The sequence below is a fragment of the Tundrisphaera macrotermitis genome (assembly GCF_051175315.1).
Classification (GTDB): Bacteria; Planctomycetota; Planctomycetia; order Isosphaerales; family Isosphaeraceae; genus Tundrisphaera.
In genome coordinates, this window is sequence record NZ_CP195100.1 from 3,649,721 (window position 1) to 3,662,541 (window position 12,821).

Genomic DNA, 12,821 nt, shown 5'->3' on the forward strand with positions numbered 1-12,821 from the left:
CGGGCTCGCCGGCGCCGGCCATCGATCGCCGGGCGGGCTCGCAGGCGCCGTGGTTGGCAAGCCAACCACAGCCACCCGGAGGCAGAATGCCAGAATCAAAAGCTAAACCGCTGCCGTGGATACCAGCCCGGATCAGGGCAGAAACAGCGGCCCGACCGGTCGGATCCCGTCGACGACGGTCACGCCGCCCCGGTTGCCGATCAGCCGCGTCGACGAGAAAATCGACGAGTTGACCCTCCGGCCGACCTCGACGTGGGTCACCGGCAGGCCGATCACCGTGGAGTTCGCCAGCCGCTTGACCACGAGCCGATTCAGGTTGCCGGAATCGTTCAGCACCAGCCCGTTCGCGTCCCGGGCCCGGAACGACTGGACGTTCCCCTGGACGTCGATCAGGGCCGAGCCGGCGAGTTCGGGATGGAACGACTCGCTCAGGTCGGTCAGCGGGTTGGCCGTGGCCAGGGTCACGTTGCCCAGCGGGGCCAGCGTGATCGGGTTGAACTGCGAGACGATGTTGCCCGCCGGCGAGACCGAGGTCACCAGGGCCAGGTTCGACCCGATGCTGCCCAGCGCCGGCGACGGATTGCCCAGGATCCCCCCGGTCGCCGAGGCGTCGACGAACCGGTTGTTCACCTGCAAGGCGACCCGATCCGCTTCGGAGATCGCCGAGGCGTTGGAGAGCGAAGCCGTCAGGACACCGGCCAGCGTCTGGTTTGGCTGGAAGGTATCGAAGAACGCCGAACCGTTGGCGTAGAGCCTTTGCGTGCCGGGGACGCCGGTGGCCCCGCCCGCGAGCTGGAACTCCTGGCCCGGCACGAAGGTCGCGCCGAGCGGCACGGCCACCCCGGCCGGGTTGGCCAGGCTGGCCGCCACGTCGATGGCCTGCGCCGCACCGAGCCCGGACCCGGCATTGACCAGGATCGTCCGGGTGCCGGCCGTGCCGATCCCGGTGATCGTCCCGAGGGCGGGGTTGGCCGTCGTGAACCGGCCCACGCCGGACCCGGTCACGGCGTCGAAGGCCAGGACCGTGTTGCCCGAGCCGACCAGCGCCAGGGTCCGCCCATTGGCGCGGGCCAGGGCCACCCCGCCCGACCCGGTCGTCCCGGCGGGCAGGGGGATCGACTGCAGGGCCGCGCCGGTGGCGGCATCGAAGCGGATCAGGGCGTTCGCCACCGGGTCCACGCCGAAGATCTGGGGATTGCCCAGCGCCGGCAGGTTCCGGGGCGCCCCCTGGATCCGGTCGATCGAGACGATCACGCCCGGGGGGGCGGGGGCCGGTCCGGGCTTGCTCACGTCGCGGGGTTCGAGCAGGTTCGGGCCGGGCACGAACGTCCCGCCGACCGCCGTCAGCCGGAGCCCGCCGTCCCGCTGGTAGACGTAGGTCAGGTTCCGCCCGTTGCTCACCTGCTGCTGGCTCAGGCCCGGCGTGCCCCGGGCATTCTGGCCGTTGCCGGTGGTGTCGATGAAGTCGATCGCCCCGCTGGTCGAGTTCACGGCCCCGCCGCCGAACGCCCGGGTCGTCGGGTCGAGCGTGCCGATGCCCTGGACGGTCCCCTCGTCATCGAGGTTCGCGAAGTCGTCCCCCAGGCCCGTCGCACCATCGAGGTTGGCGAGGGTGGTGTTCAGCGGCGTGTCGCGGAGCCGGATCTGGGTGTTGGCGGCGACCGAGTTGAGGGTCAGCTCGTTGACCCCGCCCAGCAGGTTGATCGTCCCGCCGGAGACCAGGTTGAAGTCGGGCAGGCGGACGATGCCGACGGCCTCGGCCCCCACGCCGGTCAGCGAGTCGATCGAGACGTCGGCGTCGCGGATCGACCCGAGCCGGGCCCGCCCGGCGCCGGAGACGCGGCCGATGATCCGGCTGCCGGTGTTGGTCCCGGAATACACCAGGTCCAGGGCCCCGTCGGGGCCGACCGAGGAGCCCGCCAGGGTGCCGGCGCCGGTCAGCGTAACCGTCACTCTGGCGCCGCCGCCGGTGGTGTAGGCGATGCGTTGAGCATCGGAGACCTGGGCCGAGGCGGCGAGCCTGCCCGCGGCCAGCTTCGAGGCGTTCAGCAAGGCACGCCCTTCCAGCCCTTCCAGCGCCGGCCGGGCCGGTCGTTTGCTCCGCTCCATCGGTTCAAGCCTCCTCGAAGCCTCGCCGATGCCGGCGGGTTCGCCCCCTCGTCTCGGTCTACGACTCAACGATTGGGATCGGCTCGGATCACGCCCCCCGATGCGGCCGGTTGGCCGCTTTCCCGGCCCCCGGATCGGCCAGGCGATACGACCGGCGCGTCCCCAACGATCGGCGCGGCGGCCCGCACCCTTTCCCGGTGGCCGGGAGGACGTTAAACTCGGCGGAATCCCGCCTCGGGTCGGCGGATCGACCATTCGCTCCGGGCTGACGTCAGTTTTCAGAACAAAGGAGATCGCTGGTGCGCCTTTTCGCAATGATCGCGCTGTCGCTTTCGCTGATGACGAGTTTCTCCCCCGCGCAGGATGCGAAGCAGGCCGAGCCGGCCAAGCCCGCCGACGCCCCCAAGGTGGAGGCCGCCCCCAAGGCCACCGAGGCCGCCAAGGAGGACCCCAAGCCGGCCGCCGACGCCCCTCTGCCCAGCATCCCCCCCGAGGTCGAAGCCAAGCTGGAAGCCGCCCGCGCCGCCGTCGCCGAGGCGATCGTCGCCGCCCAGGATGCCGGCCTGGTCGAGACCACCATCGACCCGCCCCCCGTCCTGGACATCCTCTTCACCGGCCGCGCCCTCGACGCGCGTGACCTGAAGGCGACCCCGAAGAAGGGCGTGAGCCTCGAAGTCTTCGGCGCCTGGTTCACCGGCTATGCCAAGCCGATGGAAGGGGTCACCCCGCAGGCCGACGTCCGGATCGTCTCCCCCTCCAAGGGGCTGACCGAGTTCTACGCCCAGCGTGCCAACCTCCTGAACCGGCACATCGATGCCGCCCGCAAGGCCAAGGACGCCGCCAAGACCGACGAGCCCAAGAAGGCCGAAGAAGCCAAGGCCAAGATGGAAGCCGAAGCCAAGGCGAAGGCCGACGCCGACGCCGCCAAGGCGAAGGCCGATGCCGACGCCGCCAAGGCGAAGGCCGATGCCGACGCCAAGGCCAAGATGGACGCCGACGCCGCCAAGGCGAAGGCCGACGCCGAGGCGAAGGCCAAGGCGGAAGCCGAAGCCAAGGCCAAGGCCGACGCGGAGGCCAAGGCTAAGGCCAAGATGGAGGCCGAGGCCGCCAAGGCCAAGGCCGACGCGGAAGCCAAGGCGAAGGCCGACGCGGAGGCCAAGGCCAAGGCGGAAGCCGAAGCCAAGGCCAAGGCCGACGCGGAGGCCAAGGCCAAGATGGAGGCCGAGGCCGCCAAGGTGAAGGCCGAGGCCGAGGCCGCCGCCAAGAAGAAGGCCGAAGAGGCCGCCAAGGCCGCCGCCGAGGCGGAGGCCAAGGCGAAGGCCGACGCGGCCGCCGCCGCCGAGGCCGCCAAGCCCAAGACCGAAGAGAAGCCCAAGGAAGAGCCCAAGTAAGCCGCCGGCCCAACCGGCCCGATCTCCCGAGTTCCGAAGGCCGCATCGGCCGGGCACCCGCCCGCCGCTGCGGCCTTGCTCGTTGAATCAGGATGGAATTCCGACGCCGGGGATCTGTTCAACGGCGATCGGTGATGGTAACTTGTTGACCCCATCCGGACGGGCCGCCCCCTCGGTCGAGCCCATCCGCCGCAGGACCGGGCCGATCGCCCGGGGGGCGGGCCAGCCGCGGGGAAGGAGCCGCCCATCGTAGCCTCCCACCCGATGACCAAATCGACGACCGGCCTGCTGGAACTGGCCCGCGATGCGGTCGGCCGGGTGGGCGCCGCATCGCTCCTGCTCATGCCCGAGGGTCCGCTGGACTGGGCCGCGGCTCGGGCGTTGCTGGGCGACGTCTCGGTCCTGGTCGCGGTGGACAACCCCAAGCAGGTGGACGCCGTCCGCGAGGCCGGGCTGATCGCCGTCGAGGTCGAGCCCACCGAGTCGGCCATCGGCGAGCGGATCACCCTCGCTCTGATCGAGGCCGTGGCCAACGACCAGCTCGCCGCCGGCGCCCGCGTGGTCGTGGCCTACGCCGGGTTCGAGGCCGAGGCCCTGGACTCGATCACCGTGTTCCGCCTCGGCGAGCACCTGGAACGACTGTCGTCGCGCGACCTCCGGGCCCTGGAGACCTCGGTCCCCCTGGAGACCCTCAAGGCGGTGGTCGACGTCGCCGTGGAGATCGGCCGCGAGGGGCGCGAGGGGAAGGCCGTCGGCACCCTGATCGTGGTGGGCGACTCGCGCAACGTGATGGCCCGCACCCGCCCGCTCGGGTTCGACCCGTTCCGGGGCTACCTCCGCAAGGAGAGGAACCTCCGCGACGTCCGCGTGCGCGAGGCGATCAAGGAGATCGCCCAGATGGACGGCGCCTTCATCGTCGCCCGCGACGGCACCGTGGAGGCCGCCTGCCGGATCGTCGACGCCCCGACCGCCGGGCTCTCCCTGCCCAAGGGGCTGGGCACCCGCCACTGGGCCGCCGCCGCCATCACCAACGTGACCCGCAGCCTCGCCGTCGTCGTCAGCCAGTCCACCGGCGCCGTGCGATTGTTCCAGGAAGGCGAAGTCCTCCTCCGGATCGCCCCCATGCGCCACGCCCGCGCCATGAAGTGGCACGACTCCGAGACCGAGCCCGCCCGCCCCGACAAGGGCTGAATGGTCGGTACGGTGCTGTTCCTCCGAGCTTCGGCCAGCCCCCTCAGCCGACGGCGGCCGACGTTGCTTCCCGCGAACCCGCGCGGGCGATGACCGGCGAGGCGTAGGCCAACCCTCCCAGCATCGCGACCAGGAACTCGGGCACGAAGTAAACGACCGCCAGGAAGATCTCCCAGGACTGGTCGAGTCGGTCTTCGTATGGCTCGGGTAGGATGGCGTAGGCCAGGCTGCCGGCGCCCATCGTGTATCTCAGCACGAGTCGATTCAACGCCGCGTCGGGGAAGTACTCGCATGAGAACAACAGGAGGACGGCCGCGACCCCCGATGCCTCGAATCCCAGCCAGAAGCGCCGACGCCTCCCGCTGCTTCCGGGTAGATTCCATAGCCCGACCAGAAGGGCCATGAAGATGAGGATGCCACCGCAGAACATCTCATGGACCAGGAAGGCCCGGACCAGCGCGAGACTCGTGGCGACGATGGCCGTGAGGCCCATCCATCGAGCGATCGTCAATCGAGGTCGATTCATCGGCCTTCCTCTGACGTGATTGTCGGATCGGCCCGACGACCGTACCCCCGAAGAAAACTTCGGTCGAGATGGATCCTGGCTCGGATCAGGGCGTCTCAGTTCTCGGGGGACGAATCCCGGCCGATCATCTTCGGGGATGAAGATTGACGATCGGCGTCCGGTCGAGGCGGCGAACCCCGATGATGACCTGGCACCATGATCCATAACGAATTGATCACAAAGTTGTTCCGAGCCTGGAAGGGCAAGCCATCCCTCCTTCCGGACGGCGAATCATCGGCGCTGGTGCTGATGGCCGACGGCTGCGGCGGGCTCGACCTCGGGCAACTGGGCCTGAGGCACGCGATGAGGAAGGGGGGGCCCGCCTCGGTGCGGTTCCGCCCGGTCCGCTGGGGGCACGGGGTCGGCCACTGGCACGCGGATCTGACCGACGCCTGCCACCACGAGGCGGGCGCCGCGATGATGGCCGGGGAAGTCCGGGCCTGGCGCGAGCGGCGCCCCGGCGTGCCGGTCTACCTGGTCGGCAAGTCGGGCGGGGCCTGGATCGTCGCGCAGGCCCTGGAGCGGCTGCCCGCCGATGCCGTCGAGGTGGCGGTCCTGCTGGCCCCCGCGATGTCGCCAAACCGCGACCTGTCGCGGGCCCTGCGGGCCGTCCGGCGCGAGATGGTGGTGTTCTGGTCGCCGCTGGACGCCCTCGTCCTGGGGGCGGGCACCTGGCTGTTCGGCACCGCCGACCGCGTCCGATCGGTCAGCGCCGGGCTGGTCGGGTTCCGGCAGCCGCCGGGGCTGGACGGCGACGGCGCGGTGCAGTATCGCAAGCTCCGGCAGGTCCGCTGGCGGGCCGCGATGGCCGCCTCCGGGCACCTCGGGGGGCACGTCGGCCCGGACAATCCGGCATTCCTGCGCAAGTATGTCGTGCCGCTTCTCCGCCCCGATCCGGGCGTGAAAAGTTGAAGATTGCCCGGGATCAAGCCTGCCCGCACTCCCGTCGATAACCCTAGCACGGGGGTGACGGCCCCCGGGAACGGTTCGACCGGGACGAGACGAGGGCGCGAAGGCGGGGGCCAGCGGTGGCCTCCCCCCCCGCGCCTTCCCGAGTTCCCGGGACGGGCGACACCAAGAACGAGCACCCCGGTGCCCCGCAACGCGCGGCGGTCCTCGCCCCTTCGGCGACGACTTCGATGAACACAACTGCCTGGATCCTTGCCCACAAGGCGGGAGGGGCAGGGCCGTCGCGCAATTGATCTCTCCCATCCGGCCTCGATCCGGACCCGACGCGGGGACGATTTCCCGGAAAATGGCCGGACCCGCCCAGAATCTATGTTAAGCGGCCCCCCGGGATCCTGAATGTAAAGGCGACGCCGCACCGTTGCGTCGTCCTTCACCTTCGGCCCCCGATGAGCCCGCAGCATGACCACCAGCATCGCCCGCCTCGAAGCGAACCGGCGCAACGCGCTCCGGAGCACGGGGCCCCGGACGGACGCCGGCAAGAGCCAGTCGCGGAGGAACGCCCTCAAGCACGGCCTGACGGGCGACGGCGTGGTCCTGCTCGAAGAGGATGCCGCCGAGGTCGAGGCCCTGTCCGCCCGGCTCGAATCCGAGATGCAGCCGGCCGGAACCACGGGCCGGCTGCTGATCCGCCGCATGGCCCTGCTCTGGACGAGGCTCGACCGCTGCGGGCGGCACGACCTGGCGATGACCGCCCGGCGGGCCCGCGACGCGCGGAAGGCACGGGAAGACGCCCGGGCCGCCGAGGTCAACGACATCGCCGCCAACCTGGCCAACGACCCCGAGGTGACGGTGCGCCGCCTGATGCGCACGCCCGAAGGGGTCGACGGGCTGATCGAGACGTGGATGCACCTCCGGGGCAGCCTGGATTCCGCCCGGCTCTCCCCGTGGAGCGACCGGGACGACCGGCAGGTCGAATACCTCCAGGGGCGCCACCCCGGGATGCACCCGCCCAGCCCGTTCGAACCGTTGCTGCTCGCCATGCGGGGCGACTTCTCGGGCCTGACCCAGGATCAGGGGGCCGGTCTCGGCCGGAAGGACCGCAAGCTCTGGGCCCGCGGCCAGGTCGCGGCGCTGATCGATGCGGAAGTGGCGGAGCTTCGCGCCCTCCGCGAACTGGTCGACGACGAGGACGAGGCCGCCGACCGGGCCGAGGCCCCCGAGCGCGCCCTGTTCGACCCCTCCGCCGAGGCCCATCAGGCCCGCAAGTACGAGGCAGCGGCCGAGCGCGGGTTGTTCCGCGCCCTCCGCGAATATCAGAATCTCGAAACGCCCGCCCAGGCCGCCCCGATGCCCGCCACGGCCCCGCCGCCCCCGCCCGCCCCTCGCGACGAGCCGAGGGCCGCCCGACCTCCCGCCTCGCCCCCGCCCGTCGCGAGTCCGCGACCGACCCACAAACACCGGCCGGCGTCCCCGCCCGTCGTTTCCAAAACGAAGCCAACGGCCGCCCCTACCGGGGTCCCCCCGGCCGGCGTCCCCGGCTGATGGGCCGGCCCGTTGGCCGTGCCCGGGCCGATCTCAACATCCAAGCGGCCCGACGACGGGCTGAGATGGTGCCGTCGGGGCCGCCGATTGCGGGCGGCACGGCCTCCTCGCGCCCCCGTATTCGTGACCGGGCCGGCTCGCCGTCCCGAGGCCCGGCGACCGTTCCGCCCGGAGCCAGGCTTGACCCCAGAGACGTTTCCTTTGTACGGTTGCGTCGAATGCGCGACCACGTCCCGGGCGAGGGTGGGCCTCCACGATTGGGCCCGGGATGCTCCACGACCTCCGATCGAGTTGGGATTTACCCTAAGATGAGCACGCAGTACGCCCCCATCGCCTCCGTCCGCGGACGCGAGATCCTGGACAGCCGCGGCAACCCGACCGTCGAGGTCGACGTCGTCCTGGGCGACGGCACGATCGGCCGCGCGGCGGTCCCGTCGGGGGCCAGCACCGGCGCCCACGAGGCGGTCGAACTCCGGGACGGCGACAAGAAGCGGTATCTCGGCAAAGGCGTGACCCAGGCCGTCGCCAACGTGAACGGGACGCTGGCCAAGGCCGTGATCGGCCGCGACGCCTCCGACCAGCCCGGCCTGGACGCCGCCCTGATCGCCGCCGACGGCACCGAGAACAAGGGGAGCCTGGGCGCCAACGCGATCCTGGGCGTGAGCCTGGCCGCCGCCCGCGCCGCCGCCAGCGTGGCCGGCCTTCCGCTCTACCGCTACCTGGGCGGGGTGAATGCCCGCGTCCTGCCCGTGCCGATGATGAACATCCTCAACGGCGGGGCCCACGCCGACAACAACGTCGACGTCCAGGAATTCATGGTCATGCCGTTCGGCGCGACCTCGTTCGCCGAGGGGCTCCGCTGCGGCGCCGAGATCTTCCACAGCCTCAAGGCCGTGCTCAAGGGCAAGGGCCTGAACACGGCGGTCGGAGACGAGGGCGGGTTCGCCCCGAACCTCAAGAGCAACGAGGAGGCCATCGAGGTCATCCTCACGGCCATCGAGAAGGCCGGCTACAAGGCCGGCTCCGACGTCTTCCTGGCCCTCGACGTCGCCTCGACCGAGTTCTTCAAGGATGGGGCCTACACCTGGGAGGGCGGCAAGAAGACCCCCGACCAGATGGTCGACTTCCTCGCCTCGTGGGCCCGCCAGTTCCCGATCCGTTCGATCGAGGACGGCTGCGCCGAGGACGACTGGGCCGGCTGGAAGGCCCTGACCGAGGCCGTGGGCTCGACCTGCCAGCTCGTCGGCGACGACCTGTTCGTCACCAACACCAAGCGGCTGGCCCAGGGGATCGAAGGCGGCTACGCCAACAGCATCCTGGTCAAGGTCAACCAGATCGGCACCCTGACCGAGACCCTGGAAGCCGTCCAGATGGCCCAGCGCAACCGCTACACGGCCATCATCAGCCACCGCTCGGGCGAGACCGAGGACTCGACGATCGCCGACATCGCCGTGGCCACAAACGCCGGTCAGATCAAGACCGGTAGCGCCTCGCGTTCCGATCGCATCGCCAAGTACAATCAGCTCCTCCGCATCGAGGAAGAGCTGGGCAAGGACGCGATCTACGGCACCGCCATCTGGCCGAAGGCCAAGGCCAAGTAATCGAGGTCGAAGGACATGGGCGACGATCTGGTCCCGATCCCGGCCGTCGCCCCGCCCGACCGCCCCGCCATGACCCGGCGCGACCTGCTTCGCGCCGGGGCCCTGGCCCTGATCCCGGGATCGATGCCGCTCCGCGCGGCCGATCCGACCCCCGGCGACCTCGCCCCGTTCGACAACCTCATGACCGGCTTCCTCCGCGTGGCGGAGGTCCCGGGGGCCTCACTGGCGGTCGCCCGCGACGGCCGGATGGTCTATGCCCGCGGCTTCGGCCGGGCCGACCAGGACCGCGACGAGCCGGTCGGGGCCGACTCCCTGTTCCGGATCGCCAGCCTGGCCAAGCCGATCACCTCGGCGGCGGTGTTCCGGCTGATCGACGCCGGCAAGCTCCGGCTCGACGACCGGATCTTCGACGTCCTGGACCTCGGGCGCGAGATCCCGGAGGGGAAGACCCTCGACGCCCGCTGGCGCGAGATCACCATCTATCAGCTCCTCCGCCACATGGGCGGGTGGGACCGCTCGCGCTCGATCGACCCGATGCTGCGGATGGCCCGGCGTGCCTGGGAGTCCGGGCCCGACCCGTCGCATCGGGCGTGGGCCATCATCCGCGAGATGCTAGGCCGACCGCTGGACGACACCCCCGGCACCCACTACGCCTACTCGAACTTCGGCTACGCCCTGCTCGGCCGGGCCATCGAGCGAGTGACCGGGCAGGCCTATGCGGACCATGTCCGCGAGGCGGTCCTCGCGCCCGCCGGGGCGACCGGGATGCGGCTAGGCAAGACCCTCCTCGCCGATCGGGCCCCGGGCGAGGTCCGCTATCACGACGGCGACAAGACCGGCCCGGCGTCCTACGGCCCCGAGCCCCGGCCGGACGTGCCCCGGCCCTACGGCGTCTGGTGCCTGGAGGCGATGGACTCCCACGGCGGCTGGATCGCGTCGGCGGCGGACCTGGTCCGGTTCGCCGTGGCCCTCGACCGGCCCTCGCAACCGCTCGTCTCGGCCGAAGCCTTCCGCGCGATGACCGCACGGCCCGGCGGCAGTGCGGGCCACACCAAGGACGGCGACCCGACGCCGGTCTACTACGGCTGCGGATGGCTGGTCCGGCCCAACGCCCGCACCGGCCGATGCACGATGTGGCACTCCGGGGCGCTCAACGGGACCTCGTCGCTGCTGGTCCGGCGGTCCGACGGGATCACCTTCGCGGCCCTGTTCAATGCCCGGTACGATGCCGGGGAAAATGAGCTGTCCCGGATCATCGATCCCCTGGTCAACAAGGCGATTGCGCGGATCCGATCCTGGCCGGACGGCGAGCCGCTGATCAGAGTTGGAACCTCTTGACCAGCGTGACCTCGTTCCCCTTGTCGTTGTACTGGAACGAGTCGACCAGCCCCTTGGCGAGCATGATCCCGAAGCCGCCCTCGCGGATGCCCAGCTCGTTGCGGATGTCGAGGTGGCCGATCGGGTCGTCGTCGGACGCGGCGTGGGGGACGGTGGTCGGGTTGAAGCCGGGCCCCTCGTCGCGGATGATCAAGGTCACTTTCTCGGGGTCGATCCGATAGGTGATCCGCACCATCAGGTCGGCGTTCTTGCGGTTGCCCCACTCGATCGCGTTGCCGCCCATCTCCATCACGACCTGCTTCAGGTCCTTGATCTGCCTTTCCGTCAGCGGGGTGTGGTGGAACAGGTCGGCGAGCATGTCGTTGGTCTGCTGGAGGTAGGACACCTCGCTGCGGACGTCGAAGTTGATCTCGCCGGTGGTCCCCCGGTTGGCGTGCTCGTCGCGCCAGGCCATCGCCTCGTCGATCGCGTCGAACAGTTGCTGGGGGGTGAATGGCTTGGTCAGATACCCGTTCGCGCCGACGCGGACCCCGGAAAGGTGATGATGGGGGTCGTTCAGGGCGGTGACCATGACCACCGGGACGAGGTTGGTCTCGCGGTTCCGCTTGAGCTTCTCGCAGATCTCGAAGCCGTCGCTGTCGGGCAGCATCAGGTCGAGCAGGATCAGGTCCGGCCGGAATTCGCGGACATCCTCCAGGACGGTCGCCCCCGCGAAGCGCTGGATCGCCTGGAATCCCCGCGCCTGGACGAGGCTGGCGAGGATGTCGTTCACGTCGCGCTCGTCGTCGACGATCAGAACGGTGCGCGGCATGGGCGAGGACCCTGCATGATGGCGGAACCACTTCGGACGCTCATTGTGGCGCGCCGAGCCTTGTGTGGCAAGGCGTTGCCCGGTTCCGCCCCGTGCCTAACCTCCGCGATCGGCCGGGGGATCCGGCCCGTCCGCTTGATCCGGGACCGGGGCTCGGCGATCATCCCGGGCAGACAATCCCGCCCGTCCCCAGGGAATCACCCGCCATGCCGACCCGCGCCCTCCTGATCCTCGCCCTCGCCCCTTTCCTGCTGATCGCCGCCGCCACCGGGGCCCCCGCCGCCGACGACGCGGTGACGCGGATCCCCCTGCTGCCGCCCCGCCCGGGCAACCCGAGGAATTCCGAGGGGGCCTTCATCAAGCTGGAGGACGGGCGGATCCTGTTCGTCTACACCCACTTCACCGGGGGCGGGGGGGATCACGACGCCGCCCACCTGGCGTCGCGCGAGTCGAGCGACGGCGGCCAGACCTGGACGGCCGAGGATGTCGTGGTCCTGCCCAACGAGGGGGGCCGCAACGTGATGTCGGTCTCGCTGCTCCGGCTCGCCCCGGGCGAGATCGGCCTGTTCTACCTCCGCAAGGATGGGACCGACAACTGCCGCCTCTACCTCCGCCGGTCGCGCGACGAGGCGAAGACCTGGTCCGAGCCGACCCTGTGCATGGACCAGGCCGGCTACTTCGTCGTCAACAACGACCGGGTCATCCTCACCAAATCCGGTCGGCTGGTCGTCCCCGCCTGCCGGCACGAGCTGAACGCGGCGAAGCGGCACAACCCCGGCACCGCCCTCTGCTTTCTGTCCGACGACCTGGGCCGGACCTGGCGGCACGGGACGACCGAGCTGGTCCCCCCGCCCGCCAGCCGGAGCGGCCTCCAGGAGCCGGGCGTCGTGGAACTCAGGGACGGGCGGCTCATGATGCTCTGCCGGACCGACCAGGGCAGCCAGTTCCGGTCCTACTCCCGCGACGGAGGCGACACCTGGGAACCGGCCGTCCCGACCGACATCCTCTCGCCGCTCTCCCCCGCCTCGGTCAAGCGAATCCCCTCGACCGGCGACCTGTTGATGGTCTGGAACGACCACGCCAGCATCGCCCCCGAACTTAAAGCGAAGCGGACCCCGTTCACGGTCGCCATCTCGAAGGACGACGGCGCGACCTGGGGGCCGTCGCGGATCCTGGAGGACAACCCCGAGGGCTGGTACTGCTACACCGCCATCCTGTTCGAGGGGGACCGCGTACTGCTCGGCCACTGCGCCGGGGACCGCAAGGTCGGCGGCCTGAACCGGACCCAGATCACGTCGATCCCGGTCGGGTGGCTCTACGGAGAGGCGAAGTGAGGTGAGGGCCGCCGGGGTGGTGGCCCGGCG

10 protein-coding genes are annotated in these 12,821 nt (G+C 70.7%); 7 read left to right on the plus strand and 3 right to left on the minus strand.

The features are described 5' to 3' along the window. Window positions 1-132 precede the first annotated feature (132 nt). On the minus strand, window positions 133-2,109 hold the full coding sequence (locus TA3x_RS14665; RefSeq protein WP_435015395.1) for a hypothetical protein: 1,977 nt from the start codon (window positions 2,107-2,109) through the stop codon (window positions 133-135). A 299-nt stretch (window positions 2,110-2,408) separates the two neighbouring features. Between TA3x_RS14665 and TA3x_RS14670 the strand changes: the two genes are divergently transcribed. Beyond that, window positions 2,409-3,500: a hypothetical protein gene (locus TA3x_RS14670; RefSeq protein WP_435015396.1), complete on the plus strand. Its 1,092-nt coding sequence runs from the start codon at window positions 2,409-2,411 to the stop codon at window positions 3,498-3,500. A 264-nt stretch (window positions 3,501-3,764) separates the two neighbouring features. Then, window positions 3,765-4,691, plus strand: coding sequence for a DNA integrity scanning protein DisA nucleotide-binding domain protein (locus TA3x_RS14675; protein WP_435015397.1), 927 nt, complete (start codon window positions 3,765-3,767; stop codon window positions 4,689-4,691). A 43-nt stretch (window positions 4,692-4,734) separates the two neighbouring features. Here the strand turns inward: TA3x_RS14675 and TA3x_RS14680 are convergent, their stop codons facing one another. Beyond that, on the minus strand, window positions 4,735-5,217 hold the full coding sequence (locus tag TA3x_RS14680; RefSeq protein ID WP_435015398.1) for a hypothetical protein: 483 nt from the start codon (window positions 5,215-5,217) through the stop codon (window positions 4,735-4,737). A 195-nt stretch (window positions 5,218-5,412) separates the two neighbouring features. On the opposite strand from TA3x_RS14680, the gene TA3x_RS14685 reads away from it, so the two are divergent. The 4 genes from TA3x_RS14685 (at window position 5,413) to TA3x_RS14700 (ending at window position 10,646) form a co-directional block, all read left to right on the plus strand. Further along, window positions 5,413-6,168, plus strand: a complete 756-nt coding sequence (locus TA3x_RS14685; protein WP_435015399.1) for a serine aminopeptidase domain-containing protein — start codon at window positions 5,413-5,415, stop codon at window positions 6,166-6,168. Window positions 6,169-6,624: 456 nt separating this feature from the next. Beyond that, a complete protein-coding gene (locus TA3x_RS14690; RefSeq protein WP_435015400.1) occupies window positions 6,625-7,707 on the plus strand; it encodes a hypothetical protein in 1,083 nt (360 codons plus the stop codon). Between the two features lie 308 nt (window positions 7,708-8,015). Continuing rightward, entirely contained in the window at window positions 8,016-9,308 is a 1,293-nt protein-coding gene (gene eno / locus TA3x_RS14695; RefSeq protein WP_435015401.1) for a phosphopyruvate hydratase, read from the plus strand. 15 nt (window positions 9,309-9,323) lie between these two features. Beyond that, window positions 9,324-10,646, plus strand: coding sequence for a serine hydrolase domain-containing protein (locus TA3x_RS14700; RefSeq protein ID WP_435015402.1), 1,323 nt, complete (start codon window positions 9,324-9,326; stop codon window positions 10,644-10,646). Here TA3x_RS14700 and TA3x_RS14705 read toward each other — a convergent pair. Beyond that, window positions 10,627-11,457, minus strand: a complete 831-nt coding sequence (locus TA3x_RS14705) for a response regulator (RefSeq protein WP_435015403.1) — start codon at window positions 11,455-11,457, stop codon at window positions 10,627-10,629. The two genes, TA3x_RS14700 and TA3x_RS14705, sit on opposite strands and share 20 nt — an antisense overlap. 206 nt (window positions 11,458-11,663) lie before the next feature. Between TA3x_RS14705 and TA3x_RS14710 the strand changes: the two genes are divergently transcribed. Then, window positions 11,664-12,791: a sialidase family protein gene (locus tag TA3x_RS14710; protein ID WP_435015404.1), complete on the plus strand. Its 1,128-nt coding sequence runs from the start codon at window positions 11,664-11,666 to the stop codon at window positions 12,789-12,791. Window positions 12,792-12,821: the final 30 nt, after the last annotated feature.

What these genes read in the sequence shown, in the direction of transcription:
- TA3x_RS14665 (WP_435015395.1), bottom strand. Translation starts at nt 2,109, where the DNA reads ATGGAGCGGAGCAAACGACCGGCCCGGCCGGCGCTGGAAGGGCTGGAA.
- TA3x_RS14675 (WP_435015397.1), top strand. Translation starts at nt 3,765, where the DNA reads ATGACCAAATCGACGACCGGCCTGCTGGAACTGGCCCGCGATGCGGTC.
- TA3x_RS14680 (WP_435015398.1), bottom strand. Translation starts at nt 5,217, where the DNA reads ATGAATCGACCTCGATTGACGATCGCTCGATGGATGGGCCTCACGGCC.
- TA3x_RS14685 (WP_435015399.1), top strand. Translation starts at nt 5,413, where the DNA reads ATGATCCATAACGAATTGATCACAAAGTTGTTCCGAGCCTGGAAGGGC.
- TA3x_RS14690 (WP_435015400.1), top strand. Translation starts at nt 6,625, where the DNA reads ATGACCACCAGCATCGCCCGCCTCGAAGCGAACCGGCGCAACGCGCTC.
- eno (WP_435015401.1), top strand. Translation starts at nt 8,016, where the DNA reads ATGAGCACGCAGTACGCCCCCATCGCCTCCGTCCGCGGACGCGAGATC.
- TA3x_RS14700 (WP_435015402.1), top strand. Translation starts at nt 9,324, where the DNA reads ATGGGCGACGATCTGGTCCCGATCCCGGCCGTCGCCCCGCCCGACCGC.
- TA3x_RS14705 (WP_435015403.1), bottom strand. Translation starts at nt 11,457, where the DNA reads ATGCCGCGCACCGTTCTGATCGTCGACGACGAGCGCGACGTGAACGAC.
- TA3x_RS14710 (WP_435015404.1), top strand. Translation starts at nt 11,664, where the DNA reads ATGCCGACCCGCGCCCTCCTGATCCTCGCCCTCGCCCCTTTCCTGCTG.